Source organism: Rhodococcus marinonascens NBRC 14363 (assembly GCF_001894885.1).
Classification (GTDB): Bacteria; Actinomycetota; Actinomycetes; order Mycobacteriales; family Mycobacteriaceae; genus Rhodococcus_F; species Rhodococcus_F marinonascens.
The window spans coordinates 146,794-172,956 of record NZ_BCXB01000009.1 but is presented as its reverse complement, the minus strand read 5'-3'; the positions used below and the strand labels follow the sequence as shown (position 1 = coordinate 172,956).

22 protein-coding genes and 1 pseudogene are annotated in these 26,163 nt (G+C 65.5%); 13 read left to right on the top strand and 10 right to left on the bottom strand.

The genetic code is table 11. The annotated features are described in order from the left end of the window. Positions 1 to 228 precede the first annotated feature (228 nt). Together RM2_RS09020 and RM2_RS09015 are read left to right on the top strand one after the other, a co-directional pair. Positions 229 to 1,986, top strand: a complete 1,758-nt coding sequence (locus RM2_RS09020; RefSeq protein ID WP_072688479.1) for a DEDD exonuclease domain-containing protein — start codon at positions 229 to 231, stop codon at positions 1,984 to 1,986. A gap of 5 nt (positions 1,987 to 1,991) precedes the next feature. Continuing rightward, positions 1,992 to 2,267: an Lrp/AsnC family transcriptional regulator gene (locus tag RM2_RS09015; protein ID WP_072688478.1), complete on the top strand. Its 276-nt coding sequence runs from the start codon at positions 1,992 to 1,994 to the stop codon at positions 2,265 to 2,267. A gap of 33 nt (positions 2,268 to 2,300) precedes the next feature. Here RM2_RS09015 and trpD read toward each other — a convergent pair whose 3' ends face one another. Next, complete coding sequence (trpD, locus tag RM2_RS09010; RefSeq protein WP_072688477.1) at positions 2,301 to 3,389, bottom strand: anthranilate phosphoribosyltransferase; 1,089 nt, start codon at positions 3,387 to 3,389, stop codon at positions 2,301 to 2,303. 261 nt (positions 3,390 to 3,650) lie between these two features. Between trpD and ctaE the strand changes: the two genes are divergently transcribed. The 4 genes from ctaE (at position 3,651) to qcrB (ending at position 7,977) form a co-directional block, all read left to right on the top strand. Next, on the top strand, positions 3,651 to 4,262 hold the full coding sequence (gene ctaE / locus RM2_RS09005) for an aa3-type cytochrome oxidase subunit III (protein WP_072688476.1): 612 nt from the start codon (positions 3,651 to 3,653) through the stop codon (positions 4,260 to 4,262). Positions 4,263 to 4,328: 66 nt separating this feature from the next. Then, entirely contained in the window at positions 4,329 to 5,180 is an 852-nt protein-coding gene (qcrC, locus tag RM2_RS09000; RefSeq protein WP_174553837.1) for a cytochrome bc1 complex diheme cytochrome c subunit, read from the top strand. Continuing rightward, positions 5,177 to 6,319 carry a cytochrome bc1 complex Rieske iron-sulfur subunit gene (gene qcrA / locus RM2_RS08995; protein ID WP_072688474.1) on the top strand — a complete coding sequence of 381 codons (1,143 nt, stop codon included), beginning with the start codon at positions 5,177 to 5,179 and terminating at the stop codon, positions 6,317 to 6,319. The genes qcrC and qcrA overlap by 4 nt, the downstream gene beginning before the upstream one ends. 29 nt (positions 6,320 to 6,348) lie before the next feature. Next, positions 6,349 to 7,977, top strand: a complete 1,629-nt coding sequence (gene qcrB / locus RM2_RS08990) for a cytochrome bc1 complex cytochrome b subunit (RefSeq protein WP_072688506.1) — start codon at positions 6,349 to 6,351, stop codon at positions 7,975 to 7,977. A gap of 211 nt (positions 7,978 to 8,188) precedes the next feature. Here qcrB and RM2_RS08985 read toward each other — a convergent pair. From RM2_RS08985 to ctaC, 3 genes and pseudogenes are all read right to left on the bottom strand, one after another. Next, positions 8,189 to 10,669, bottom strand: a pseudogene (locus RM2_RS08985) (plasma-membrane proton-efflux P-type ATPase). Positions 10,670 to 10,838: 169 nt separating this feature from the next. Then, positions 10,839 to 11,255 carry a cytochrome c oxidase subunit 4 gene (locus RM2_RS08980; protein ID WP_072688473.1) on the bottom strand — a complete coding sequence of 139 codons (417 nt, stop codon included), beginning with the start codon at positions 11,253 to 11,255 and terminating at the stop codon, positions 10,839 to 10,841. A gap of 41 nt (positions 11,256 to 11,296) precedes the next feature. After that, positions 11,297 to 12,346, bottom strand: coding sequence for an aa3-type cytochrome oxidase subunit II (gene ctaC, locus RM2_RS08975; protein WP_072688472.1), 1,050 nt, complete (start codon positions 12,344 to 12,346; stop codon positions 11,297 to 11,299). Between the two features lie 259 nt (positions 12,347 to 12,605). On the opposite strand from ctaC, the gene asnB reads away from it, so the two are divergent. After that, positions 12,606 to 14,561, top strand: coding sequence for an asparagine synthase (glutamine-hydrolyzing) (gene asnB, locus RM2_RS08970; protein ID WP_072688471.1), 1,956 nt, complete (start codon positions 12,606 to 12,608; stop codon positions 14,559 to 14,561). Positions 14,562 to 14,625: 64 nt separating this feature from the next. Here the strand turns inward: asnB and RM2_RS08965 are convergent, their stop codons facing one another. The 3 genes from RM2_RS08965 to RM2_RS08955 form a co-directional block, all read right to left on the bottom strand. Further along, the gene (locus RM2_RS08965) at positions 14,626 to 15,600 is read right to left on the bottom strand and encodes a carbohydrate kinase family protein (protein ID WP_072688505.1); all 975 of its coding nucleotides are present in this window, start codon (positions 15,598 to 15,600) and stop codon (positions 14,626 to 14,628) included. Between the two features lie 167 nt (positions 15,601 to 15,767). After that, the gene (locus RM2_RS08960; RefSeq protein WP_072688470.1) at positions 15,768 to 16,118 is read right to left on the bottom strand and encodes a HesB/IscA family protein; all 351 of its coding nucleotides are present in this window, start codon (positions 16,116 to 16,118) and stop codon (positions 15,768 to 15,770) included. A 142-nt stretch (positions 16,119 to 16,260) separates the two neighbouring features. Continuing rightward, positions 16,261 to 17,334 carry a glycerate kinase family protein gene (locus tag RM2_RS08955; protein ID WP_072688469.1) on the bottom strand — a complete coding sequence of 358 codons (1,074 nt, stop codon included), beginning with the start codon at positions 17,332 to 17,334 and terminating at the stop codon, positions 16,261 to 16,263. Between the two features lie 119 nt (positions 17,335 to 17,453). On the opposite strand from RM2_RS08955, the gene RM2_RS08950 reads away from it, so the two are divergent. The 4 genes from RM2_RS08950 (at position 17,454) to RM2_RS08935 (ending at position 20,754) form a co-directional block, all read left to right on the top strand. Beyond that, on the top strand, positions 17,454 to 18,128 hold the full coding sequence (locus tag RM2_RS08950; protein WP_072688468.1) for a DUF3043 domain-containing protein: 675 nt from the start codon (positions 17,454 to 17,456) through the stop codon (positions 18,126 to 18,128). Between the two features lie 126 nt (positions 18,129 to 18,254). Further along, positions 18,255 to 18,851: a bifunctional adenosylcobinamide kinase/adenosylcobinamide-phosphate guanylyltransferase gene (gene cobU / locus RM2_RS08945; protein WP_072688504.1), complete on the top strand. Its 597-nt coding sequence runs from the start codon at positions 18,255 to 18,257 to the stop codon at positions 18,849 to 18,851. An 11-nt stretch (positions 18,852 to 18,862) separates the two neighbouring features. Further along, positions 18,863 to 20,011, top strand: a complete 1,149-nt coding sequence (gene cobT, locus RM2_RS08940; RefSeq protein WP_072688502.1) for a nicotinate-nucleotide--dimethylbenzimidazole phosphoribosyltransferase — start codon at positions 18,863 to 18,865, stop codon at positions 20,009 to 20,011. Between the two features lie 2 nt (positions 20,012 to 20,013). Beyond that, positions 20,014 to 20,754 (top strand): adenosylcobinamide-GDP ribazoletransferase, encoded by a 741-nt coding sequence (locus RM2_RS08935; RefSeq protein ID WP_072688503.1) that lies wholly within the window; start codon positions 20,014 to 20,016, stop codon positions 20,752 to 20,754. A 21-nt stretch (positions 20,755 to 20,775) separates the two neighbouring features. Here RM2_RS08935 and RM2_RS08930 read toward each other — a convergent pair whose 3' ends face one another. Both RM2_RS08930 and RM2_RS08925 read right to left on the bottom strand, forming a co-directional pair. Continuing rightward, positions 20,776 to 21,879, bottom strand: coding sequence for a branched-chain amino acid aminotransferase (locus RM2_RS08930; RefSeq protein ID WP_072688467.1), 1,104 nt, complete (start codon positions 21,877 to 21,879; stop codon positions 20,776 to 20,778). Next, complete coding sequence (locus tag RM2_RS08925) at positions 21,876 to 22,064, bottom strand: hypothetical protein (protein WP_072688466.1); 189 nt, start codon at positions 22,062 to 22,064, stop codon at positions 21,876 to 21,878. The genes RM2_RS08930 and RM2_RS08925 overlap by 4 nt, the downstream gene beginning before the upstream one ends. Before the next feature lie 105 nt (positions 22,065 to 22,169). Here RM2_RS08925 and RM2_RS08920 point away from each other — a divergent pair, with 105 nt between their 5' ends. Beyond that, positions 22,170 to 23,687, top strand: a complete 1,518-nt coding sequence (locus RM2_RS08920) for a leucyl aminopeptidase (RefSeq protein ID WP_072688465.1) — start codon at positions 22,170 to 22,172, stop codon at positions 23,685 to 23,687. Positions 23,688 to 23,700: 13 nt separating this feature from the next. Here the strand turns inward: RM2_RS08920 and RM2_RS08915 are convergent, their stop codons facing one another. Continuing rightward, a complete protein-coding gene (locus RM2_RS08915; protein ID WP_072688464.1) occupies positions 23,701 to 24,039 on the bottom strand; it encodes an oxidoreductase in 339 nt (112 codons plus the stop codon). 329 nt (positions 24,040 to 24,368) lie between these two features. Here RM2_RS08915 and sucB point away from each other — a divergent pair, with 329 nt between their 5' ends. Then, positions 24,369 to 26,069, top strand: a complete 1,701-nt coding sequence (gene sucB, locus RM2_RS08910; protein ID WP_072688501.1) for a 2-oxoglutarate dehydrogenase, E2 component, dihydrolipoamide succinyltransferase — start codon at positions 24,369 to 24,371, stop codon at positions 26,067 to 26,069. Positions 26,070 to 26,163 lie beyond the last annotated feature (94 nt).

The window sequence follows — 26,163 nt, the reverse complement described above, 5'->3', positions numbered from 1 at the left end:
CCCGTTGCGGCCATATCGGCAAGAAGAACCGGCCCCGTCAGGACCGGTTCTGTTGCCTCGACTGCGGTTTCGTTGAACACGCAGACATTGTCGGCTCGAACAACATCGCGTATCGGGCCGCCGAAAACCACCGGGCCCAGTCAACGGTCCTTGGTGCGGCGTGACACCCCACAGCCAGTTGGGTGTTATAGCTGCAAGCTTGGCCCTTCAGGGCCAAGTAGTTGACCTGTGAGCGTTCCCGGAATACCCGAACAGCTGAGCTTCGACGATCTCGACACCCCGTTGCGGGAGACCACATTCGTGGTGGTCGACCTCGAGACCACCGGGACGCGGCCGGGCGAGGACGCAATCACAGAAATCGGCGCCGTAAAGATCCGCGGCGGCGAGGTGATCGGGGAAATGGCGACCCTCGTCGACCCAGGGCGGTCGATCCCGCCCTACATCGTCGAGATCACGGGCATCACGTCGGCGATGTTGATCGATGCTCCGCGGATCGAGGCAGTGCTGCCCGCATTCCTCGAATTCGCGCAGGGAGCAGTGCTCGTCGCACACAACGCCCCCTTCGACACCGGCTTCCTCCGAGCCGCCGCCTCCGCTACCGGCATCTCGTGGCCGAAGTTCACCGTGCTCTGCACGGTGAAACTGGCCCGAAGAGTCCTCACCCGCGACGAAGCGCCCTCGGTGAAGCTGTCGTCGCTGGCTCGGCTCTTCGAGGTCGGGACCACGCCGACACACCGAGCCCTCGACGATGCCCGCGCCACGGTCGACGTCCTGCACGCCCTGATCGAACGGGTCGGCAACCAGGGAGTACACAGTCTCACCGAACTCGTCGACTACCTTCCCGACGTTTCGCCACATCAGCGAGCGAAGCGCGTGTTTGCTCGCGACCTTCCCCGCTCTCCCGGCGTGTATCTGTTCCGCGGCCCGTCCGACGAGGTCCTCTACGTCGGCACGGCAACGGATCTGCGCCGACGCGTGCGCCACTACTTCACCGGGTCGGAGACCCGTGGCCGGATGAAGGAGATGGTCGCCCTGTGCGCCCGAGTCGACCATGTGGAGTGCGCGCACTCTCTGGAGGCCGGGGTGCGCGAGCTCCGCCTCCTCGCCGCGCATACTCCCCCATACAACCGTCGATCGAAATATCCGAAACGCGGATGGTGGATCACCCTCACCGTGGAGGCGTTTCCCCGACTGTCGGTGGTCCGCACTCCCACCGCCGACTCGCTCGGTCCATTCCGGTCGCGCTCGACGGCGGTCGGCGTCGCCGACACCCTCGCCGAGTACTGCACTCTCCGCACCTGCACGAGCCGCATACCCAAGGGAAGAGAGCACGGGCCGCGGTGTCCGCCGCACGAGATCGGCCGCTGTCCGGCTGCCGTCCACGGCCTCGATACGGAGGACGCCTACCGCCGCAGCCCGGAACAATTCCGGCAGCTCGTGCGCGGCCTCGACCACACACCGTTGCGCCACATGCGTGAGCGGGTGGAGGAATTGGCTGCCCTCGAGTTGTTCGAGAACGCCGCACGCCTGCGCGATCGCACCGCTGAGACGGTTCTGGTGCTGCGGAGAATGCAACGACTGGCGGCTCTCACCGCCCTCGATCAGCTCGTCGCCGCGCACCCCGCCGCGGCAGGCGGCTGGGAATTCGCCGTGATCCGTGCAGGGCGGCTGGCATCCGCGGGATGCGCGCGGCAAGGGACACCCCCCATGCCCGTGGTCGATGCGCTCGTCGTCGCCGCCGAAACCGTCGTGCCCGACGCCTCGCCGCTGCGGGGCGCGTCCCCTGAGGAAGCAAGCCTCATCGCACGCTGGCTCGACCGGGAGGACACTCGCATCGTCAGTGCCTCCTCTGGCTGGTGCGAGCCCGCACAGGGTGCCGGTTCCTGGGCCGACTGGTGCGCGCTCGCGCGAGCCGGGAGCGCCTCGATGCAGGACGCCGCGACCCGACCACCCATGCTGGATTCCGTCGACCACCGCATAGGCTGACGATCATGATCAACGCCATCGTCCTGATCCACGCCGAAGCTCACCGCATCCCGGAGACCGCTCAGGCGGTCGCCGACATCGCCGGCGTGGACAAGGTCTATTCCTGTGCCGGCGACGTCGACTTGATCGCGATCGTGCGAGTACGCGACCACGAAAAGATCGCTGAAGTTGTCACCGAGGGGATCAACAAGGTCGAGGGCGTATCCAGGACAGCAACGCACATCGCGTTCCAGTCCTACTCGAGCGCCGACGTGGAGGCGGGTTTCTCCATCGGCGGGTGATTCGCCGGCAACCGAACTCGATCGGGGCCGAACCTATTTGGTGGCGGTCAACCGGGACGTCAGCTCGGCCCACTTCCCGAGCAGCGCCTGCGCCGCGCCGCTGTCGATGGATTGGGCCGCGATCGCGAAACCGTCCGACAGTGCATCTTCCAGCGAGCGGCCGCCCAGTCCTCGAAACGCCGCGATCGCTCCCGCGGCGTTGAGCAGGACCGCATCGCGCACCGGTCCGGTCTCGCCTGCCAGGAGGCGCCGCGCCACCGCCGCGTTCACCTCGGCATCGCCGCCGCGCAGTTCGTCGAGCGAGACCCGCGCTATCCCGATGTCGCGAGGATCGAACTGACGGATCGCCACCGACCCGTCCGACACGATGTGCACCGTCGACGTGGTCGACGTGGTCAACTCGTCGAGGCCGTCGTCGCCCCGCACGACCAGGGCGGAACTGCCGCGCTGCGCCAGCACACCTGCCACCACCGAGATCAGCGACGGGAACGCGCACCCGACGAGGCCCGCACGCGGACGCGCCGGATTCGTGAGCGGCCCGAGCACGTTGAAAACGGTCGGGATGCCGATCTCCTTGCGCGGCGATCCCGCGAAACGCAGAGCGGGGTGAAACACCGGGGCAAAGCAGAAGCCGATCCCGGTCTCCCGGACACATCGGGCCACCTCGTCAGGACCGAGATCGATCTTCACTCCGAGCGCCTCGAGAACGTCCGCGCCGCCGCTCTTGGAGGACGCGGCACGGTTCCCGTGCTTGACGACGCGAATACCGGTCGCCGCGACCACGATGGATGCCATCGTGGAGATGTTGACGGTATTGGACCGATCACCGCCGGTTCCGACGACGTCGACGACGTCGGCGTCGATCGGGACCTTACGCGCGTGTCCGAGCATCGAATCGGCCAGGCCGCGCACCTCTTCCGGAGTCTCGCCCTTCATCTTCAGGGCAACACCGAATGCCGCGATCTGTGCGGAGGTGGCGTTGTCGGACATGATCTCGTCCATCGCCCACGCCGCGTCCTCCACCGAGAGGTCGCGGCCCTCGGTGAGGACGCCGAGAACCGACGGCCACGTGCGCGCCGACAACAGTCCGTCGTTCGTCTCCTGAGGGGTGGGGCTCTGCATCGTCGTGTCCTCTTGTACTAGTGGCGGATCCGATCCGGTTCGATCCCTGGCAGCCTAGCCACCTGGCGACCGCGACCTGTTGCCGCCGCCCGAACAGTCGCTGCAGCCACCCCGTACGGTTGTGTCCAGTGCTCATTCCTCCGCCCTTCACGGTCTGCGACCAGCCTGCCAGCAGGGACAATCGGTCACTCGGTGCGCGTCGGTGCGCGGAGGACGGACCCGAGTAGCCACCTCTTACGACAACGCGTCATACTTCTGTCTGTGACGAGCGCAGTAGGGACTTCAGGATCAGCAATCACCCAACGCGTGCACTCGCTGAACCGACCAAACATGGTCAGCGTTGGCACCATCGTTTGGTTGTCAAGTGAGCTCATGTTCTTCGCAGGGCTCTTCGCCATGTATTTCGTGGCACGAGCACAGGCGAACGGAATCTGGCCGCCGGAGCCGACCGAGCTGAATCTGTTCCTCGCCGTTCCCGTGACGCTCGTGCTGATCGCCTCGTCGTTCACCTGCCAGATGGGTGTGTTCGCGGCCGAACGCGGCGACGTATTCGGCCTACGCCGGTGGTACCTCCTGACCCTGATGATGGGCACCTTCTTCGTCCTCGGGCAGGGCTACGAGTACATCAGCCTGGTCCACGAGGGCACGACCATCTCGAGCAGTGTGTACGGCTCGGTGTTCTACATGACCACCGGCTTCCACGGCCTGCACGTGATCGGCGGCCTCATCGCGTTCATCTTCCTGATCGCCCGCACGAAGGTCAGCAAGTTCACGCCCGCCCAGGCCACCGCGGCCATCGTCGTCTCGTACTACTGGCACTTCGTCGACATCGTGTGGATCGCCCTGTTCGCGACGATCTACTTCATCCGTTGATCAGCTGAACGCCCCCAGGCAGCCCCCTGACGTCCAGTCCGTCCCGACATACCTAAAGGGATACAGATGAGTCCATCCCCCCCTCCCCCATCCGACACCACAGCGTCTGCCGCCCAGGTACGGCGCCGGCGGAAGCTACGCAGGCGCGTCACGGGTGCCCTGGTCCTGATGATGGGTCTGGTCAGCGCCGGTTTCCTCGCGTCCGCGTTGACGCCGGCCCCTCAGGTCGCCACCGCGAGTGACGATCAGGCAGCAATGATCCGCGAAGGCAAGCAGTTGTACGACACGTCGTGCATCACCTGCCACGGTGCGAACCTCCAGGGCGTCCAGGACCGCGGCCCCAGCCTGATCGGTGTCGGCGAGGCCGCCGTCTACTTCCAGGTGTCGTCGGGACGTATGCCCGCAGTTCGCAACGAGGCGCAGATCGAACGCAAGCCCCTCAAGTTCGATGCGGAGCAGACGGACGCTATCGGCGCCTACATCCAGGCCAACGGTGGTGGCCCCACCGTCATCCGTGACGAAAACGGCGAGATCGCCCAGTCTTCGCTGCGCGGCGGCGACATCGGACGCGGCAGCGAGCTGTTTCGCCTCAACTGCGCTTCTTGCCACAACTTCACCGGTCGTGGCGGTGCACTCTCGTCCGGTAAGTTCGCGCCGGTCCTGGACCCCGCAAACGAGCAGCAGATCTACACCGCGATGGTCACCGGCCCGCAGAACATGCCCAAGTTCTCGGACCGTCAGCTGACCGTCGAGGAAAAGAAGGACATCATCGCCTACGTCAAGTCGTCGGGTGAGACGAAGCAGCCTGGCGGCTACGGGCTCGGTGGCCTCAACACCGCCTCCGAGGGCTTGGCCATGTGGGTCGTCGGAATCATCGCTGTCGTAGGTGCGGCATTGTGGATCGGAGCAAGGTCATGAGCGACGCTGGCCAATCGGACGGCGCCACGCCAAAGAAGCACACGGATGAGGAACTCGAGAACCTCAGCCGCGACGAACTGGTCGAACTCGGCACCAATCTCGACGGTGTCGACGTCGCGTTCCGTCGCCACCGCTGGGCGATTCCGGGAACGAAGGCGGAGAAGCGCGCCGAACGGTCGGTCGCCTTCTGGTTCGCCCTCTCGGGCATCTCGGCCATCGCATTCATTGCGATCTACCTGTTCTGGCCCTGGGAGTATGCCGGCGCAGGCGAAGAGAACTACTCCGCATACAACCTGTACACGCCGCTGATCGGCCTCACTATGGGCCTGTCCATTCTCGGCCTGGGCATCGGGGCGGTGCAGTTCACCAAGAAGTTCATCCCCGAAGAGGTGTCCATTCAGGACCGCCACGACGGAGGCTCGTCCGAGGCCGATCGCAAGACTATCGTTGCGGAACTGGGTGATTCGCTCGACACGTCGACGATCGGGCGCCGCAAACTCCTCAAGCGCAGCCTCCTCTTCGGCGGTGGCGCCCTCGGCATCATGACGGTCATGCCTCTCGGTGGCCTGATCAAGAACCCGTGGGCCAAGGGTGACGATTCGCCGCTGTGGGTGTCCGGGTGGACCCCCCGCTACGCAGGCGAAACCATCTACCTGCGCCGCGACACCGGCCGCCCCGAAGACGTCGTCCTCGTCCGCCCGGAAGACCTGGATGCCGGCTCCATGGAGACCGTGTTTCCCTTCCGTGAGTCCGACCGAGGCGACCACGAGGCCCTGTTCGGGGGCCTGCGTGGCGTCCGCAACGCGACCATGCTCATCCGTCTCCGCACGGAGGACGCCGAGCGGGCCACCAAGCGCAAGGGCCAAGAGAGCTTCAACTACGGGGACTACTTCGCATTCTCGAAGATCTGCACCCATCTCGGCTGCCCCACCTCGCTGTACGAACAGCAGACCAATCTAATCCTCTGCCCGTGCCACCAGTCGCAGTTCGACGCGCTGACCTACGGAAAGCCGGTTTTCGGTCCAGCCGCTCGTGCACTTCCGCAGTTGCCAATTACAGTGAACGAAGAGGGTTTCCTAGTCGCCTCGGGTGACTACATCGAAGCTCTCGGCCCGGCATTTTGGGAGCGTCGACCGTGACCGACAACAAACCATCCAAACTGAACTCGATGGCCGCCGGCCAAGCCGAAGCGATGGACTCGCGGTATCATCTCGCGGCCGGAATGCGGCGGCAGATCAACAAGGTCTTCCCCACGCACTGGTCCTTCCTGCTCGGCGAGATCGCGCTGTACAGCTTCGTCATCCTACTGATCTCCGGTGTCTACCTAACCCTGTTCTTCGACCCGTCGATGGCCGAGGTCGTCTACAACGGCGCGTACGAACCACTTCGTGGCGTCACGATGTCCCGCGCGTACGAAACCACCCTGAACATCTCGTTCGAGGTGCGCGGCGGGCTCTTCGTCCGTCAGATCCACCACTGGGCAGCGCTGATGTTCGCGGCGTCGATCGTCGTACACCTGCTGCGGATCTTCTTCACCGGCGCCTTCCGGCGTCCGCGTGAGGCCAACTGGGTCATCGGTTGCCTTCTGCTGATCCTGGCGATGTTCGAGGGCTTCTTCGGATACTCCATTCCGGACGACCTTCTGTCCGGCACCGGCGTCCGCGCCGCTCTCTCAGGCATCACGATGAGCGTCCCGATCGCAGGAACCTGGTTGCACTGGCTGATCTTCGGCGGCGACTTCCCCGGCAACCTGATCATTCCCCGCCTATATGTCGCGCACGTCCTGCTGCTCCCCGGCATCATCCTCGCCCTGATCGCAGGACACCTTGCGCTCGTCTGGTACCAGAAGCACACGCAGTTCCCCGGCCCCGGACGCACGGAACAGAACGTCGTGGGCGTCCGAATCCTGCCGGTCTTCGCCGTCAAGTCCGGTGCGTTCTTCGCGATCACTGCCGGTGTCCTCGCCCTGATGGGCGGACTGCTGCAGATCAACGCGGTCTGGACCATCGGCCCCTACAACCCGTCTCAGGTATCGGCGGGCGTACAGCCAGACATCTACATGATGTGGACGGACGGCATGGCCCGTCTGTGGCCGGCGTGGGACATCTACCTGTTCAACCGCTACACCATTCCCTCTGTGTTCGCTGTGGCACTGATCATGGGTCTGGTGTTCACCGTCCTGATCGCGTACCCGTGGATCGAAAAGCGTCTGACCAAGGACGACGCTCACCACAATCTGCTCCAGCGTCCGCGCGACGTTCCGGTGCGTACCGCGATCGGTGCGATGGCGATCACGTTCTACGTCATCCTGACGATCTCGTGCATCAACGACATCGTCGCGTACCACATGCACATCTCGTTGAATGCGACGACGTGGATGGGCCGCATCGGCATGGTGATACTGCCCCCCATCGCCTTCTTCGTGGCCTACCGGTTCTGCCTGGGTCTCCAGCGCAGCGACCGTCAGGTCCTCGAGCACGGCATCGAGACCGGCATCATCAAGCGGATGCCGAACGGTCAGTACATCGAGATCCACCAGCCACTCGGCCCGGTCGACGACCACGGTCACCCGATTCCGCTCGAGTACCAGGGCGCGGGTATTCCGAAGAAGATGAACAAGCTGGGATCTGCCGGCAAGCCCGGCTCCGGCAGCCTCGTCACGGCCGACTCGGTCGAGGAGAGCCTGGCTCTCGAGTCCGCCCTGCACGACGGCGAACACCAGCAGTTGACGATGCTGCGGGAGTACCAGGACCAAGTACACGGCAATGGATCGTCCGGAAACGGCGAAACCCACTAGCCGCGACCGAAATTCCCGTCAGGGCCCCGAACCAAATCTGGTTCGGGGCCCTGCTCGTATCTCGGCCCGTTGGGACCGGACAAGACCGTTGCTTTGATGCCGAATCGAGCCAGCGCTGATCGGACATGTTGCGACCTGGATGTGAGCAGGTCACGGTGAGTCGTCCTCCCCCGCCGGCCCGGATCGCGTGTGTCGTGTGATGGCCTTCAGTTCACCTGTCGGCTCTCGCGCTGGTTTCGTGGGACGAGTTTTGGGGGACGAGTGGATGCGCCAGCCGCTCGAGGATCGTATAGGTAGCGAGTTTGACCCGGTCCTCGACGAGGAACCAGACCAGGGCGTAGCCCCAGACGGCGGCTACCCAACCCCGGCCCAGCGGTGTCATCAACAATCCGAATCCGGCGATCAGGGTGGCGATGGCTTGGGTGCCGACAACAGCGGCCACCAGCACGCGGGCGGGCGCCGGTCTCGACCAGAACGGGCCACGGGTGCGGGTAACGAACACCGTGAGATGTCCGGAGACGGACAGCTTGAGATAGATGAGGGTGCGGATCGCATCAGTGTCGAGGCCGAAGACCTTGTCGGCGAGCGTGAAGAGTAGGAACGTTTCGGCCACACCGAGAATGCCGATGACGGTGGCGATGGTGAGCACGATGCGCATGTCCCACGCGGCCGGACGAGGTGAGCTGCGGACGTGATCGAAAGCGATGGCCAGGATCGCGCCGTCGTTGAGGACCGCGAGTAGCACGATCATGATCGCCGTGACGGGGAAGAAGTTCATGATGACGACGGCGAGGGTGACGAGCAACAACACCCGGATGGTCTCGGCTATCCGGTAGGTCGCATAGCTGGTCATGCGAGCGAAGATTTCCCGGGCGAGCCGGATTGCGTCGACGATCACTGACAGTCCGGGGGCTAGCAGTACGACATCCGCGGCTGCGCGGGCTGCGTCGGTGGCCCCAGCGACGGCAATGCCCGCGTCGGCCTGCTTGAGCGCAGGGGCATCGTTGACACCATCACCGGTCATCCCGACGATATGGCCGCGTTGCTGGAGCAGTTGCACGATCCGAAACTTGTGTTCGGGGAACACCTGGGCAAACCCGTCGGCGCTCTCCACCAGATCGGCTACCTGCTCGTCGGTGTTGGTGATGCTGGTCTGCAAGGTGTCCGCGGGCAGGATGTGGTCACCGAGACAAACCTGGCGGGCGATCTCGGCACCGATGGCGACCTGGTCGCCGGTGACCATCTTCACCTGCACGCCCAGGTCCTGAGCGGCGGTGACCGTGGCCGCGGAGTCCGCCCGTGGCGGGTCCGCGAGGGGCAGCACCCCGAGCAGCCGCCACCGGACGCCGGTTGTCGTACGTGCCACCGACAGCGAACGGTCACCGCGCCGGGCGTACTCGTCGGCCTGCACGACAGCGGCCCCACAGGCCGGGTCGTCCTCGCAGAGTTCGGCGATGACCTGCGGCGCACCCTTGCTGACGCGGTAGACGGTTCCGTCGCCGCCTCGGACCGTGGCCTCGGTCCGTTTGGCTACTGGGTCGAACGGCACGAACTCCTCGACCTCGGCAGCGGGTACCGGCATGATGTCCTCGGCCGCGGCGAGCACCGCCAGATCGATCGGATCCTGATCCTCGGCGCGCGATGCGAGCGCCGCAGCGGTGAGAAGGTCCGCTCGTGTGACTCCCGGTGCGCACCAAGGGTCGGCGACCGCAAGAGCGTTCTGGGTGAGGGTGCCGGTCTTGTCCGAGCACAGCACGTCGATGCCGCCCAACTCCTCGACTGCGGGCAGGTGGCTGACGACCGCCTTTCGGCGCGCGAGTTGGCGGGCGCCGACGGCCATCGTTACCGACAGCACGGCGGGCAGCGCAACCGGCACGGAGGCAATCGTGACCACGAGTACGAACTCGAGGGTTTGCAGCGTCGGGTTGCCCCGCAGCAACGAAGCCACTGCCGTCAGAATGACCAGGGCGACAGCGATCACGATGAGGTAGTTGCCTATGCGCAGCACCGCCTTCTGAAAATGGCTGGCCGCGCCGGCGGTCTCGACAAGGGCGGTGGTGCGGCCGAAGAAAGAGTCCACGCCGGTGGCGAAGACCATCGCGTTCGCCTCCCCGCGGATAATCACCGCCCCGGAGTACAAGACGCCGCCGCGCTCGCAGGCCACTGGCAGCGACTCGCCTGTCAACGCGGACTGGTCGACCTGCAACCGGCTGTCGTCCAAGAGTCGGGCATCGGCGGGAACCACGTCCCCGAGGCGAATCCGTATCACGTCGCCGCGAACCAACTCCCGCGTCGCCACCGTCGCCCACTCGCCGCCGCGCAGCGCTCGCGCGGTGGTGGCCAACCGCATCTTCAGGGCAGCGATGGCGCTCTAGCGGCCTGCCGTTCCTCGGTGAAGGCCACCACGCCGTTCATGCCCAACAGCAACGCCGATGATCACCGCGTCGATCCAGTGCCGCGCTGCCAGCGACAGCAGGAGCGCAGCCTCGATCATCCACTGGATCGGCGCCCAGAAGTAGCCGACGAAGGTCAGCACCGGATTTCGTCGCCGCTCGGCGACCTCGTTCGCACCGTCGGCCACGAGCCGCGCGGCAGCGTCGTGCAGGGCCAGTCCATCGGGCGTTGCGCCCAACTCCCGATGCAAGGCCTCGGGTGGGATCGTCGACAGGTCGACCGTCGATGTCGATGTCATGAGTGGCTCGTGTTCGTCATGAGTGGCTCGTCCTGGGTCTGCCTCCATCATGCACAACCACACCGTTCCGCCGCGTGCGTGCAGGCCACGCCGCCACTCGGCAGAGAAGCGCGGAGGCGCCGGACCCAATATGGGTCCGGCGCCTCCGCGCTCGGTCTGTGGTGCGAACCTAGTGCTTCTCGGGTCCGACGTAGTACTCGAAAACGAGACCTGTAGCGGCGGCAAGTATGGCAACCACCCCAACCGCCAGCAACCACAGCTGGAAGAACGCCAATGAGAGGGCGATCAAGGCTGCTGCGGCAGCAAGCAGGATTGGCCAGTAGCTTCCGGGGCTGAAGAAGCCCAAGTCGCCGGCGCCGTCTGCGATCTCGGCGTCTTCGTAGTCCTCGGGGCGCGTATCGAGACGCCGGGCAACGAAGCGGAAGTACGTTCCGACGATCAGCGTCAGCCCCGCCGACAGGCAGATGGCTGTCAGACCCGCCCATTCGATGCCGGTTCGCGACAGGGCGGTGAACACGCCATACGTGATCGCGACGAGAATGAAGAACACCGTCAGGATCTCGAAGAGCTTCGCTTCGATCTTCATATCAGTACTTGTCCTTGGTCAGTGTGGTATCGGCAGCAGGTTCAGATACCGTCGACACCGCTCGCCTGCTGGTAGCCGCGATCGGTAGTGAAGGGAGACGTCGACGTGGCAACAGGGGATTCACCGATGGCCTGCAGCGCTTCCGCCGTGGTCAGGCCTTGGCCGCCCTCCTCCTCGGGCGTACGCAACTCGATGTACTGCGCGAACTTCTCAGGTGTGACGGCACGGACCTCGAAGTTCATCATCGAGTGGAACGTGCCGCACATCTCGGCGCAGCGTCCGACGAAGGCGCCTTCCCGCTCGATCTCACTGATCTGGAAGACGTTGTCGGAGTGGTTCTCCTTCGGGTTCGGAAGCACGTCCCGCTTGAAGAGGAACTCCGGCACCCAGAACGCATGGATCACATCGGCCGAAGCCAGATCGAACTGGATCCGCTTGCCGGTAGGCAGAACAAGGATCGGAATTTCTTCGCTGGTGCCGACGGTCTCGATCGTGTCGTAGCGCAGGTAAGACAGGTCCTGAGGGTACTTGCCGTGCAGGGGTCCGGGGAGTTCGCCTTCTTCGACAGGCTTCGGCTGGACAGCAGCCTGGGCTGCCTGGTCGACGCCGTCGTATCTGCCGGCGCCGTCGCCGAGGTCGATGGAGCGGTAACCGAACTTCCAGTTCCACTGGAAAGCCGTGACATCCACCACTACATCGGGGTTGTCCGTCTTCTCGAGAACATGGCTCTGCACGACAACCGTGAAGTAGAACAGAACGGAGATGATGACGAACGGAACCGCGGTGTACGCCAGTTCCAACGGAACGTTGTACGCCGTCTGACGCGGAAACTCTGGTGAGTCCTTCTTTTTGCGATGGAAGATCACCGCCCAGAAGATGAGTCCCCACACCAGCGCACCCATGGCGAGGGCAGCGATGATCGACCAGGTCCACAGTTCACGCATTCGGGTGGCCTGCGGGGTAACGCCCGAAGGCCACCCGAAACGAAGCACCTTGTTGTCGATTGAGCAACCCGACAGCAACAAGGCAGTAACGCCCAAAGATACTGCCAGCCCAGCCCGCCGAAGGATCCGACTTTGCGCCACGTTCACGCCTTCCTGATCGCCGCAATATTCCACTAGGGCAACCCGATGGGTGAGGCCCAATTACTACGCAGCGTAGACCAAAGGCGGCGACTCGCTTTTTTCGGGTCTGACGTCCCACTGCTCCCGGAGTCCGGATTGTCGGAGTGATGTGGCAGGCGGCCCGTACCGGCCGACTCGGCAATCTGCGGCATACTTTCCGACAGAGTTCCCTGCCCTCTCCACATAGTGGAGCCTTCCCAAATTCTGAATTGAGGTACCGGACGCCGTGTGCGGACTGCTCGGGCTACTGACCTCCGGAGAAACCACCGACGCCGCCGTTTCACAAGTCGACCAGGCGATGCACTGCCTGCGGCACCGTGGGCCGGACGAGCACGGCACCTGGCACGACGGCCACCTGGTGTTCGGGTTCAATCGGCTGTCGATCATCGACATCGAACACTCCCATCAGCCGCTGCGCTGGGGACCGGAGGAGGATCCGGAACGCTACGCGCTGACATTCAACGGCGAGATCTACAACTACCTCGAGGTGCGGGCCGAACTGGCCGACGAGTTCGGTGCGCAGTTCGACACAGAGGGCGACAGCGAGGCCATCGTCGCCGCTTTCCACTACTGGGGCGAGGACGCCGTCCGCCGTCTGCGCGGCATGTTCGCGTTCGCCATCTGGGACACGGCGACGCGCGAACTGTTCATCGCCCGCGACCCGTTCGGCATCAAGCCCCTGTTCCTTGCGACAGGCCCCGGCGGCACCGCGTTCGGTAGCGAGAAGAAGAGCCTGCTCGAACTGGCGGGGCTGATCGGTATCGGAACCGAACTCGATCCGCGGGCCGTCGAGCACTACACGGTCTTGCAGTATGTGCCGGAGCCGGAAACTCTGCACCAGCACATCCGGCGACTCGAATCCGGCTGCTTCGCCCGGGTACGCCCCGGCGAAGAACCCGTCATCACCCGCTACTTCACCCCCACGTTCCCGGTTCGACCGTTCGCGGTCGGCACGGAGCAGGCGAGGTACCGGGAGATTGCGGAGGCGCTGGAGGATTCGGTCGCCAAACACATGCGCGCCGACGTGACGGTCGGTTCGTTCCTGTCTGGAGGCATCGACTCGACGGCCATTGCGGCGCTCGCGATGCGGCACAACCCGAACCTGATCACGTTCACCACCGGCTTCGAGCGCGAGGGCTATTCCGAAGTGGATGTCGCGGCGGAGTCGGCCGCAGCCATCGGCGCACGGCACGTCGTCAAGGTGGTGAGCCCGTCCGAGTTCGCTGCCGCCATTCCCGAGATCGTGTGGTATCTCGACGACCCGGTCGCCGATCCTGCGCTGGTCCCGCTGTGGTTCGTCGCAAAGGAGGCGCGCAAGCACGTCAAGGTCGTGCTGTCGGGTGAGGGCGCCGACGAACTGTTCGGCGGCTACACCATCTACCGCGAACCGATTTCACTTGCGCCGTTCGAGTATCTACCGAGGGGACTGCGGAAGGCTGCCGGGAGATTGTCCGAACGGATCCCCGAGGGCACCCGGGGCAAGAGTCTGCTCAACCGTGGTTCGCTGACCCTCGAAGAGCGCTACTACGGCAACGCACGGAGTTTCAACGACGCCCAGTTGCGCGCGGTACTGCGTGACTTCCGGCCGGAATGGACACACCGCGACGTCACCGACCCGATTTACGCCCTGTCACAGGGCTGGGATCCCGTGGCCCGGATGCAGCATCTGGACCTGTTCACTTGGCTACGCGGCGACATCCTCGTCAAGGCCGACAAGATGACCATGGCCAATTCGCTCGAGTTGCGGGTCCCGTTCCTCGATCCCGAGGTCTTCGCGGTGGCGGCGCAGGTGCCGTTGGACCAGAAGATCACGACCAGGCGAACGAAGAGATCCGGATCCGCGCCGAACACCACCAAATACGCGCTGCGACAGGCGCTCGAGGGAATCGTGCCCGGGCATGTGCTCCATCGAGTGAAACTCGGTTTTCCCGTCCCGTTGCGACACTGGCTGCGCGGAACCGAACTGTTCGACTGGGCGCACGAGCAGATTGCAGCGTCGGGCACCGATCACCTTCTGGACAAGGCTGCCATCACCAAAATGCTGAACGATCATCGGAACGGCGTGTCCGACCACAGTCGTCGCCTGTGGACCGTGCTGATCTTCATGGTGTGGCACGGAATCTTCGTGGAGAACCGGATCGTTCCGGAGATCGCCGAACCCGCGTACCCGGTGTCGCTCTAGTCCTTCACGCAGGCGTGCAGTGTGGGAGCCCGGGCTACCACACTGCACGCCTGCGTGAAGACGCCTACGGCAGGACCGCGGCGATCTCGTCAGCAGCAGTGGCACCGTAGACGTCCGCGAGTCGCTTGACGGCCTCGGCACGATCGAATGTCCACTCCTGTGTGCCCACAGTTTCGAGAATCAGCACGGCCACGAGCGATCCCAGCTGTGCCGAACGCTCGAAACTCAAGCCTGCGCTGTGTGCGAGTAGGAATCCGGCCCGGAATCCGTCGCCGACACCGGTCGGGTCGACCTTGGCCTTCTCGGGCACCACCCCGACCCGAGTCCAGTTGCCGTCGGAATCGACGATTTCGACACCCTTGGAACCGAGCGTGGTAACCCGGACGCCGACCTGTGACCGTATCTCCTCCTCGGACAATCCGGTCTTCTGCTGTAGCAGTCCCCACTCGTACTCGTTGGTGAACAGGTACTTGGCGCCGTTGATCAGTGCGGACGCCTCGCTGCCGCCCAGACGGGCCAGTTGCTGCGACGGATCGGCAGCAAACGGAATGTTCTGGCGACGGCATTCGTCAGTGTGCCGGATCATCGCCTCGGGGTCGTTGGCCCCGATCAACACCAGTTCGAGCGGTGCGCAATGCTCTGCGATCAGGGTGAGCTCGATCTCGCGAGCTTCACTCATCGCGCCAGGATAGAACGACGCGATCTGCGCCATGTCCTCGTCGGTGGTACATACGAAGCGGGCGGTGTGCGCAACCGTCGAGATCCGGACGGCGGTGCAGTCGACGCCGTTGCTCTCGAGCCACTCACGGTAGTCGGCGAAGTCGGCCCCGGCAGCCCCGACCAGCAACGGAGTACCACCGAGAACGCCCATGGCATAAGCGATATTGCCGCCAACTCCGCCGCGCCGGACTACGAGATCGTCGACCAGGAAACTCAACGAGATGTGGCTGAGCTGATCGGCGAGCAGTTGCTCGGCGAACCGGCCCGGGAACCGCATCAGGTGGTCGGTGGCGATGGAACCGGTTACCGCAATTGTCACGGGCGGATGCCTTTCGATGAAGTCGGTCGGAATTCTCACCGTACCCGGACCACCACCGCAATCGAGTGGCAGCATGTCGCGGCGAGATCGAGCATGAAAAAAGTCTGACGCAGAAGCCAAAAGCTCCGCGTCAGACTCGCCGATTCAATTACAGCTGAAGCAGGGACTCAGTTGAAGGAGTCGCCGCAAGCGCACGAACCGGTCGCGTTGGGGTTGTCGATCGTGAAACCCTGCTTCTCGATGGTGTCGAGGAAGTCGATCGAAGCACCTTCAACGTACGGCGCGCTCATCCGGTCGACAGCGAGGGCGACGCCACCGAAGTCCACGATCAGGTCGCCGTCGAGGTTCCGGTCGTCGAAGAAAAGCTGGTAGCGCAGTCCCGCGCAGCCGCCGGGTTGCACGGCGATTCGCAGCGCAAGGTCGTCGCGACCTTCCTGATCGAGCAGCGCCTTCGCCTTGACGGATGCGGCTTCGGTCATCTTGACGCCGTGGACGTCGGTCTCGTTCTGCACAGTCATGGGCTCTCCCTGTAGTTCGTAAACAAACCCGTGAACGCTTCAACGGTACTTTGCGCCCGACTTATTCCCGGGTTCAATCCCCTGCGGCAACGTCCGCAGATCGACCCACGCCCATGGTATCCGACGTCTCGGTTTTCCGTTACTACCCGGCGGCGGCGCTCTTCCCGCCGCGCGCGGCAGCTGAAGCGAGGCCTCTGAGCTGCGCGTAGGCGTCCGACATCGCCAGTTCGACGGACCCGGCCCGGCCCACCAGGGACAGCGCGCGGTCGATGCCCGCGCCGTCGAGTTCCGCCGGGTCCAACAGCACCTGTCCGGCGAGGACGAGCGTGGGGATCGATCGTCGGCGTGCGGCCGCTACCAGCTCGATCACGAGCTTCCCACTCAACGACTGCCGGTCGAGTCGCCCTTCCCCGGTGATCACCAGTTGCGCGGACGCCAGTTGCCGGTCCTGTCCGGTCCGCTGGGCCACCACCTGCGCGCCGGATTCCCGCGTCGCACCCAGTGCGAGCAACGCAGCACCGATTCCGCCTGCGGCACCGGCCCCGGGTTCCGCGGCGACCTCGCGTGACGTCACCGACTGCAACTGCGTTACCCACTCGGCGTTCCGATCTTCGAGGAGCGCGACGGTTTCGGGATCGGCGCCCTTCTGCGGTCCGAAGACCCGCGCAGCACCCTGCGCCCCGAGCAACGGGTGCACGACGTCGGTCGCGGACACCAGTTCCACTTCCCGGAGTCGGGCGACCGCCGCATCCACGCTCCCGAACACCCGCGACAATGCCTCGACCAGCCCACGCCCGCCGTCGGTGCAACTACTGCCACCGAGACCCACGACGATTCTCCGCGCTCCGGCGTCGAGCGCGGCCACCAAGAGCTGCCCGACACCACGACTGTGCGCGTCACGTGCGGTGCTGGGCGTCGGTGGTCCGCAGAGAAGTCCCAGCCCGCACGCCTGGGCCGACTCGAGATAGGCGTCGGTACCGTCGAGGAGCCATCTGGCCGTGACATCGGCACCGAGGGGCCCTTCCACGACTACGGTCCGGACAGCGCCGCCTGCTGCCGCGACCACCTCCACGAAACCGGGGCCACCGTCGGACTGCGGCGCCTCGATCAACTGGTCGCCGGGACGCACAGCGGCCCATCCGGCTGCGATGGCGGCGGTCGCCTCGATGGCGGTCAGCGTTTCACCGAAGGAGTCCGGTGCGATCATCACTCGCATCGGCAAGAGTCTATTGCGGGCGGCTCTATTACGGTCGGCTCTATTGCGGGCGGCGTGACCCGTCATTTCAAGGTGAGGGCGGTTTCCCTTGCCGCGGCCTCGTCCAATAGGCTGGGAGGGTGAAATTGCTACGCCGCGGTGATTCGGATAATTCGGGCAAGCGGGACGTCGCGGCCGAGGAGCCGTCCACCGCCTCGGAAGTGACTTCTGCCTCGGAGTCGGAGTCGATCGAACAGATAGGCAAGGGCCGACCGACCCCCAAACGACGCGACGCCGAGTCGAGGCGTCGGGGTCCCGTCGCACCCGCACCCCTGACGGCGAAAGAGGCCCGGGCCCGCAAGAAGACCACCAGAGGGAACAAGGAAGACCGCAAGGTCGCCGCGGCGGAGCGGCGCGCCACCGCCTCCGAGCGCCGCGCCCGAATGCTCGCCGGTGAAGACAAGTACCTGCTCCCCCGCGACAAGGGTCCGGTCCGCGCCTACGTCCGCGACATTGTGGACGCCCGGCGCAACCTGGTCGGCCTGTTCATGCCTATGGCCCTGGTCCTGATCATGACGATGTTCGTGAGCCCGGCCCTCCAGTCCATCGTCACGCTCGCCATGCTCGTCATGATGCTGTTCATGGCGGTAGAAGGCTACTGGCTGGGCCGCAAGATCAACAATCAGGTGCGCGCGCGCTTCCCGGACACCCCGGACGGGGGGTTCAAGCTCGGCTGGTATGCGTTCGTCCGGGCCTCTCAGATCCGCAAGCTACGTGCCCCCAAGCCGCGAGTACGTCCCGGCGACGCCGTCTGATCACTAAAATTCTGCCACGGTCGGCGGGTTGGTAGCGTTCCCTCCGTGCCCACCTCCGTGCCCACCTCCGAGCCCACCTCCGGGCCCTCGGACCGACCGAACCATCCGAACCGGTCTTCGCGAACGCTGGTGCTCGGCGGTGCACGGTCCGGAAAGTCGGCCTACGCGGAGGAACTGGCCCAGACCCTCGCCGGACCGGGGTTGGTGCGCTATGTCGCCACCAGCCACCGCGATACCGGCGATCAGGACTGGGAACAGCGGGTCGCGCAGCACCGCGACCGGCGCCCGGAAACCTGGACCACGTTCGAAACTGCCCACGACCTCGACCTCGACCTCGCCGAGCAGTTGCGGTCGCCCACCGATGCCGTTGCCACTCTCGTCGACGATCTCGGCACTTGGCTCGCTGTCGAACTCGACGCCGCCGCAGCCTGGGAACTGCCGCGCGGCACGATCAGCCCGCAGACCGACGCTCTCGTCTCGAGTGTCCGCGGCTACCGTGGCGCTCTCGTTCTCGTGACCCCCGAGGTGGGCCTCGGTGTAATCCCCGAGACACGATCCGGACGCCTGTTCCGGGATGAGATCGGCGCCCTCAATGCACGCCTTGCCCGAGTGTGCGACAGGGTGGTCCTCGTCGTCGCCGGACTGACCATGACCCTGAAAGATGCTCCCGCCGACCATGCGTGCGGAACCGAAATATCGACACGAACGAGAGGCCAAGCGTGAGCAGCGAATCCGTGAGCAGCGAATCGGCGAGCAGCGAATCGGCGAGCAGCGAATCCGGCCGGTTCGAACCCGTCACCCCACCCGACGAGACAGTGCGCGCACAGGCTGAGGCCCGTCAGTTGCAACTCACCAAACCGGTTGGCTCACTCGGACGCCTCGAGTCGCTCGCGTGCTGGGTCGCGGCCTGCCAGGGTGTGTGCCCACCAGTACCCTTCGCCCGGGCGCGGGTGGTGGTGTTCGCCGGCGACCACGGGGTCGCGCGAAACGGAGTTTCGGCCTATCCGCCGGAGGTGACCGCTCAGATGGTCGCCAACATCGTGGGCGGCGGAGCAGCGGTCAACGCTCTCGCGAACCGGGCGGGCGCCGGCGTGCGCGTCGTCGACATCTCCGTGGACGGCGCGACGGATCCATCGTTGTCCGCCTTCAAGATCCGGCGGTCCTCCGGCTCAATCGACCGCGAGGACGCCCTCACGCACGAGGAGACACTGAGGGCCATCGAGGCCGGACGGGCGATTGCCGACGCCGAAATCGATTCTGGCGCAGACTTGTTGATTGCCGGCGAAATGGGAATCGGCAACACCACTCCGGCCACAGTCCTGATCGCGACATTGACCGACACCGAACCTGTGGCCGCTGTAGGCCGTGGTACGGGTATCGACGACGCGGGCTGGATTCGCAAGACGGCGGCCATCCGCGACGCAATGCGCCGGGCGCGACCCGTCGTCCGCGACACCGTGGCGCTGCTACGCACCGCGGCGGGCGCGGATCTCGCTGCAATAGCAGGATTCCTCGCCCAGGCCTCCGCGCGCAGGACCCCGGTGATCCTCGACGGCGTCACCGTCACCGCCGCCGCCATGGTCGCGGAGGAACTCGCCCACGGCGCCCGCGCCTGGTGGCTTGCCGGGCACCGGTCCACCGAACCGGCGCACACCATCGCGCTGAAGCATCTCCAACTCGACCCACTCCTCGAGTTGGACATGCGACTCGGCGAGGGATCCGGCGCTGTGACGGCGTTGCCCATCCTGCAGGGTGCCGTCGCGTCGCTGGCGGAGATGGCGACATTCGCCGAGGCGGGCGTCAGCACACGTGACGGCGAGGGCAACGCGGAAACTGACGGCGAGGGCGAAGTCGACGAGTCCGACCCCGATACCGTGGACTGATGGTGTCGGGCGTTCGACTGGCCTTCTCCTGGCTGACGGTCCTCCCGTTGCGAGGACCGGACTCGGTGGATCGCACGACTGGGCGCCGCGCAATCACAGCCGCGCCGCTCACCGGCCTCGCGCTGGGCATCCTCGCCGCGGGACTGTTGTGGGTCCTCGTGTCCGCCGGCCAGAACCCTGCCCTCGCAGGGCTGTTGACGGTCGGTGCACTCGCTCTCGTGACGCGCGGCATGCACATCGACGGACTGTCCGACACAGTCGACGGACTCGGCTGCTACGGACCTCCCGAACGGGCCCGGGCCGTGATGCACAGCGGCGGCGCCGGCCCGTTCGGGGTGTGTGCTCTGGTGATCTGCCTGGGCGCGCAGGGGCTCGCCTTCGGAACTCTCGCTACCACAGGGCAGTTCGGCTGCGTGGCAGTGGCTGTCGTCGCAGGCCGGGTGGCGGTGGTGTTCGCCTGCCGACGTGGAATTTCCGCGTCGTCCACGGAAGGATTCGGCGCATTGGTGGCCGGGACCCAGTCGCCGTGGATCGGTATTGCGTGGACCGTTCCGCTACTCGCTGCGGCCGCATGGTGCACCTCGCCGTGGTGGCAGGGGCCTATCGTCGTGGCGATAGCACTCGCCCTCACCATGTTTCTGGTGGCGCACTGCGTTCGGCGGTTCGCCGGAATCAACGGTGATGTGCTCGGGGCGGCACTCGAGATCACGGTCACCGTCTCGGCGATCGGTCTCGCTTTGTGAATGCGTCGGCCGAGTGCCGGCTCACCGCAGCTTCGTCATCCACCCGTGGGTGTCGGCGAACGTGCCGCGCTGGATTCCGGTGAGGGTATCGCGCAGGGCCATGCTGACTTCGCCCGGCTCACCGTCGGCGATCACGAAGTCGCCTTCCGCCGACTTCACACGGGCGACCGGGGTAATCACTGCAGCCGTACCGCACGCGAAGACTTCGGTGATCTCTCCAGTGAGGGCCTTCTCGCGCCACTCGTCGGTGCTGATCTTTCGCTCCTCGACACCGAATCCGGCATCGGTCGCCAAGGTCAGCAGGGATTCGCGGGTGACGCCCGGCAGTAGTGATCCACTCAGTGACGGAGTCACGAGGCGGGCATCGGAGCCGGAGCCGAAGACGAAAAACAGGTTCATCGCGCCCATCTCCTCGACATACCTGCGCTCGGCCGCGTCGAGCCAGACGACGTTGTCGCAGCCCTCGTCAGCGGCCTGCCTCTGCACGAGCAGCGTCCCCGCGTAGTTGCCGGCGAACTTGGCGGCTCCGGTACCGCCTGGTGCCGCACGCACGTAATCACGCGATAGCCACACGCTCACGGGCTTGACACCTCGCGGGAAGTAGGCGCCCGCAGGGCACGCGATCAGCAGGTAGCGGTACTCGTCGGCGGCACGGATACCGAGACCCGCCTCGGTGGCGTACATGAACGGGCGCAGGTACAACGCTTCTTCACTGCCTGCGGCGGGCACCCACTCGTGATCGAGTTCGAGTAGTTCGGCGATCGACCCGACGAACAGCTCCTCTGGCAATTCCGGCATCGCGAGTCGGTGTGCCGACGCCTGGAACCGTTGCGCGTTCGTCTCGACGCGGAACGTCGAGATGCCGCCGTCAGGCTGCCGGTACGCCTTCAGACCCTCGAAGACCGCCTGTCCGTAGTGCAGCACCATCGCGGAGGGGTCCATCTGGATTGGTGCGTACGGCTCGACTTTGGCGTCATGCCAGCCGTGGGTGGCGGAGTATGTGATCGACACCATATGGTCGGTGAAGTGCCTGCCGAATCCGGGTTCCGCCAGTATCTCTCGCCGCATCTCGTCGGAGGCGGGAGAGGGATGCGGGACGCGTACGAACTCGGAGACACCTGTCATGTCGGTGATCCTATCGAACGGCCTTCGCTGCCGGTCTCCCGACAGGACTTCCACGACGAGCGCTTACGTGGCGTTGCACTCGGCCGCGGCACCCGCATCTCCCCACCGCGAAGCGGAGCGAACGTGACGCCGAGTTCGACATGGACGACGTGACCGGGCCCCTGCGACAACTGCTCCTCGGTCATGCGCCCAACCTATCGAAGCCCCGGCACGGGGGCACTACCATCGGGTCGGGTCCGGCACCGCTATCGCCGGGCCCGACCCGATCCAGAACTGCCTCAGGAGACACCGTGAGCCCTCTCACAGCCCGACCCCTCGGACCGCAACTCGTTCTGGCCGGCTCAGTCGGCAAGGACGTGGACGTGTTGGTGATCGGACTGACATCGAGTTCGGACAGCCCCGAAATCGCGCTCGCCGGTGGCGTCGTCGACGAAGCCGTGCTGACAGATCTACTGGATACGCTCGTCGCGGTCGGCGCCACTGGCAAGGCCGAGGAGACCACCCGGATCCCTTCACCGGCCACACTTCCGGTCGGCAGCGTCCTCGCTATCGGGCTCGGTTCCGCCGAGAACCTCGACGCCGAGCAGATCCGGCGATCGGCGGGCGCCGCGGCTCGCTCACTCGGCGGAGTCGACACCGTCGCGACGACGCTGTCCGTGCTCGATCTCGGTGCCGCGGCGGAAGGTTTCTCCTTGGGTGCGTACCGATTCGCGGAATTCAAGTCCGCAAAGTCCGCACCCGGCCCCGACGCGAAACCCGTGTCACGGGTGGAACTGATGGTGTCAGCCCCGCGTACCGGGGACGCCAAGAAGACGCTTGCCCGCTCCTCGGCGATCGCCGAGGCCGTCGCCATTGCCCGCGAATTCGTCAACACCCCACCGAGCCACCTCTTTCCCGCCGAGTTCGCCGACCGCGCAAAGGTTCTCGGAATCGATGCAGGACTGAAGGTTGAGGTACTCGACGAGAAGGCTCTCGAAAACGGCGGCTACGGTGGAATTCTCGGTGTCGGCAAGGGTTCGTCCCGCCCGCCTCGGCTGGTGCGGCTCAGCTACTCGGCAAAGAAGCGGAACGCACCCAAGGTGGCGCTCGTCGGCAAGGGCATCACGTTCGACACCGGCGGCATCTCCATCAAGCCCGCCGCAGGCATGGAGAACATGACCTCCGACATGGGCGGCGCGGCCGCAGTGGTCGCCACGGTCGTCCTCGCCGCCAAACTCGGCCTGCCCGTCGACGTCACCGCCACCGTCCCCATGGCCGAGAACATGCCGTCGGCTACCGCGCAGCGTCCAGGCGACGTGCTGACCCAATACGGCGGAACGACAGTGGAGGTGATCAACACCGACGCGGAAGGACGCCTCATCCTCGCCGATGCCATCGTCCGCGCCTGCGAGGACAACCCCGACTACCTCATCGACACCGCGACCCTGACCGGCGCGCAGGTGGTGGCTCTGGGCACCCGCACACCCGGCGTCATGGGTACCGACGAGTTCCGTGACCGCATCGCCGCGATCTCCCAGCGGATCGGTGAGAACGCGTGGGCCATGCCGATGCCCGCCGAACTGCGCTCGGACCTCGACTCGAAGGTCGCCGATCTAGCCAACGTCACCAATCACCGTTGGGGCGGCATGCTCTCGGCGGCCCTGTACCTGAAGGAGTTCGTCGCCGACGGCGTGCAGTGGGCGCACATCGATGTCGCCGGTCCTGCCTACAACTCGTCGGGACCGTGGGGATACACAGGTCGAGGTGGCACCGGCGTGCCGGTGCGCACGATGATCTCGGTAATAGAGGACATCGCCGCGAACGGGTAGGCGGCCCGGGCGCCTACAGGTCCCGCTCCCGCTCGCGCCGGCGTTCTATGCGCCGGCGCGCGTCGAAGTCGCGCATTCGCTGCGGGTAGCCGGTTTTGCGGACGTCGTACACCGGGATGCGCAGATCTTCGCCGAGTTTGCGGGCGCCGCGTGCTCCACCCACCTTGCGTCGGGTCCATTCGCCATCGGTCGCGACCAGGACGACGGTGACTTCGGTCACCGTCGTCTCGGGTTCCACGTACGCCTCGACGCCGAGGTGCGTGCGCGTCCAGTCTGCGAGATATGCGGCGTCCTCCGTGGACGCCGAAGACCGACCGGCCCGAGGCCGTGAGAAACGTTTGAACAACCCCACGTCGAGCCTCCTCGAGTATGTGTGCCGGACCGTGTCGGCAATTGTCCTCCAAGTTTGCCAGGCAACGCCCGATCACGGCAGCGTACGAATACTACTGGCCGGTAGAACGTACGTCCCTCCACACCCGGGTGCCTGGCCGGTGGCCCTCGACGGACGCGATTGTCGAATCAATGGAAAGATGAGGATCGCCGACATAGCGCGTGGGTGACGACAAATCGGAATTACCTGCAAGTAGCCCGCAAGAGACGTTTATCTCGAGCACAATGGGTCACGACCACAAGTCGACAAAATTCAACAACCCGAACACAACTGTCGAGGAGTCAAAAGACATGGCCTTCTCCGTCCAGATGCCAGCGCTTGGTGAGAGTGTCACCGAGGGAACTGTCACGCGGTGGCTCAAGCAGGAAGGAGACACGGTCGAAGTCGACGAACCCTTGCTCGAAGTCTCCACGGACAAGGTTGACACCGAGATCCCGTCTCCCGTGGCCGGCGTTCTCAGCAAGATCGTCGCCCACGAAGACGACACCGTCGAAATCGGCGCCGAGCTTGCGGTGATCGGCGACGCCGGCGAGGCCCCCGCCGCTGACTCTGCCCCGGCTTCCGCACCCGCACCCGCACCCGCACCCGCACCCGCACCCGCACCCGAGGAGTCGGCCGCGCCGACGGCCTCCGGAACCAGTTCCTCGGGGAGCCGGTCCGGAACCAGCTCCTCGGGCGGCACAGCAGTCACGATGCCGGAACTCGGCGAGTCCGTTACCGAGGGCATCGTCACCCGCTGGCTCAAAGCCGTCGGCGACGAGATCGCCGTGGACGATCCGCTCGTCGAGATATCCACCGACAAGGTCGACACGGAGATCCCGTCCCCCGTCGCCGGTACGCTCCTCGAGATCAACGCTGAGGAAGATGACACCGTGGCCGTCGGCGGTCAACTCGCGGTCGTCGGCTCCGGTTCCCCCGCTGCCAAGCCCGCCGCCGCGCCGGCCCCCGCCGCCGCGTCTGCCCCGGCGCCCGCGCAGCCGGCGAAGCCCGAGCCGACCAAGAGCGCCCCGGCCCCCGCCGCGTCCGCCCCGGCCGCTCCCGCGGCCACCTCCGGTGACAGCACCCCCTACGTCACCCCGCTGGTGCGCAAACTCGCCGCCGAAAGCGCCGTCGACCTGTCCTCGATCACGGGCACCGGAGTCGGTGGGCGGATCCGCAAGCAGGACGTCCTCGCAGCGGCCGAGGCCAAGAAGGCGCCGGCCGCATCTGCACCGGCAGCTGCGACACCAGCCGCCGCCTCCGCAGGGGTTCGCCCCGAGCTGGCATACCTGCGCGGGACCACGCAGAAGGCCAACCGGATTCGTCAGATCACGGCCACGAAGACCCGGGAATCGCTGCAGAACACGGCGCAGCTCACTCAGACCTTCGAGGTCGACGTCACCAGAATCGCGGCTCTGCGTGTTCAGGCCAAGAGCACATTCCTCGAGCGCGAGGGCGTCAAGCTCACGTTCCTCCCGTTCTTCGCAAAGGCCGTCGTCGAAGCGCTGAAGTCGCACCCAAACGTCAACGCCAGCTACGACGAAGCGAACAAGCAGATCACTTACTACGACGCCGAGCACCTGGGTATCGCGGTTGATACCGAGCAGGGTCTGCTCTCGCCGGTCATCCACAACGCCGGCGATCTCTCGCTGGCCGGCCTGGCCCGCGCCATCGCGGACATTGCCAAGCGCGCCCGCTCCGGCGGACTCAAGCCTGACGAATTGTCCGGTGGCACCTTTACGATCACGAATATCGGCAGCCAGGGCGCCCTGTTCGACACCCCGATCCTCGTACCCCCGCAGGCCGCGATGCTCGGAACCGGTGCGATAGTTAAACGCCCGGTGGTCGTGACCGACGAATCCGGCAGCGAGTCCATCGGTGTCCGTTCGATGTGCTACCTGCCGCTCACCTATGATCATCGCCTCGTCGACGGCGCCGACGCCGGTCGCTTCCTGACCACGGTCAAGCAGCGTCTGGAAGAGGCGTCGTTCGAGGCGGACCTCGGCTTGTAGCTATTTCGGACAGCCGCGACGGTACGTTCGAATTCGCGCAGGGGCACCATTTCCCGCGGGGATGGTGCCCCTGCTCTGTGAAGGAGGCTGTTGC

Excerpts from the sequence above, each read along its gene's own strand:
- qcrA (WP_072688474.1), top strand. The coding sequence starts at position 5,177 with ATGAGCGACGCTGGCCAATCGGACGGCGCCACGCCAAAGAAGCACACG.
- RM2_RS08960 (WP_072688470.1), bottom strand. The coding sequence starts at position 16,118 with ATGACTGTGCAGAACGAGACCGACGTCCACGGCGTCAAGATGACCGAA.
- qcrB (WP_072688506.1), top strand. The coding sequence starts at position 6,349 with ATGGCCGCCGGCCAAGCCGAAGCGATGGACTCGCGGTATCATCTCGCG.
- RM2_RS09015 (WP_072688478.1), top strand. The coding sequence starts at position 1,992 with ATGATCAACGCCATCGTCCTGATCCACGCCGAAGCTCACCGCATCCCG.
- sucB (WP_072688501.1), top strand. The coding sequence starts at position 24,369 with ATGGCCTTCTCCGTCCAGATGCCAGCGCTTGGTGAGAGTGTCACCGAG.
- RM2_RS08925 (WP_072688466.1), bottom strand. The coding sequence starts at position 22,064 with ATGACCGAGGAGCAGTTGTCGCAGGGGCCCGGTCACGTCGTCCATGTC.
- RM2_RS08955 (WP_072688469.1), bottom strand. The coding sequence starts at position 17,334 with ATGCGAGTGATGATCGCACCGGACTCCTTCGGTGAAACGCTGACCGCC.
- qcrC (WP_174553837.1), top strand. The coding sequence starts at position 4,329 with ATGAGTCCATCCCCCCCTCCCCCATCCGACACCACAGCGTCTGCCGCC.
- RM2_RS08930 (WP_072688467.1), bottom strand. The coding sequence starts at position 21,879 with ATGACAGGTGTCTCCGAGTTCGTACGCGTCCCGCATCCCTCTCCCGCC.
- RM2_RS08980 (WP_072688473.1), bottom strand. The coding sequence starts at position 11,255 with ATGAAGATCGAAGCGAAGCTCTTCGAGATCCTGACGGTGTTCTTCATT.
- trpD (WP_072688477.1), bottom strand. The coding sequence starts at position 3,389 with ATGCAGAGCCCCACCCCTCAGGAGACGAACGACGGACTGTTGTCGGCG.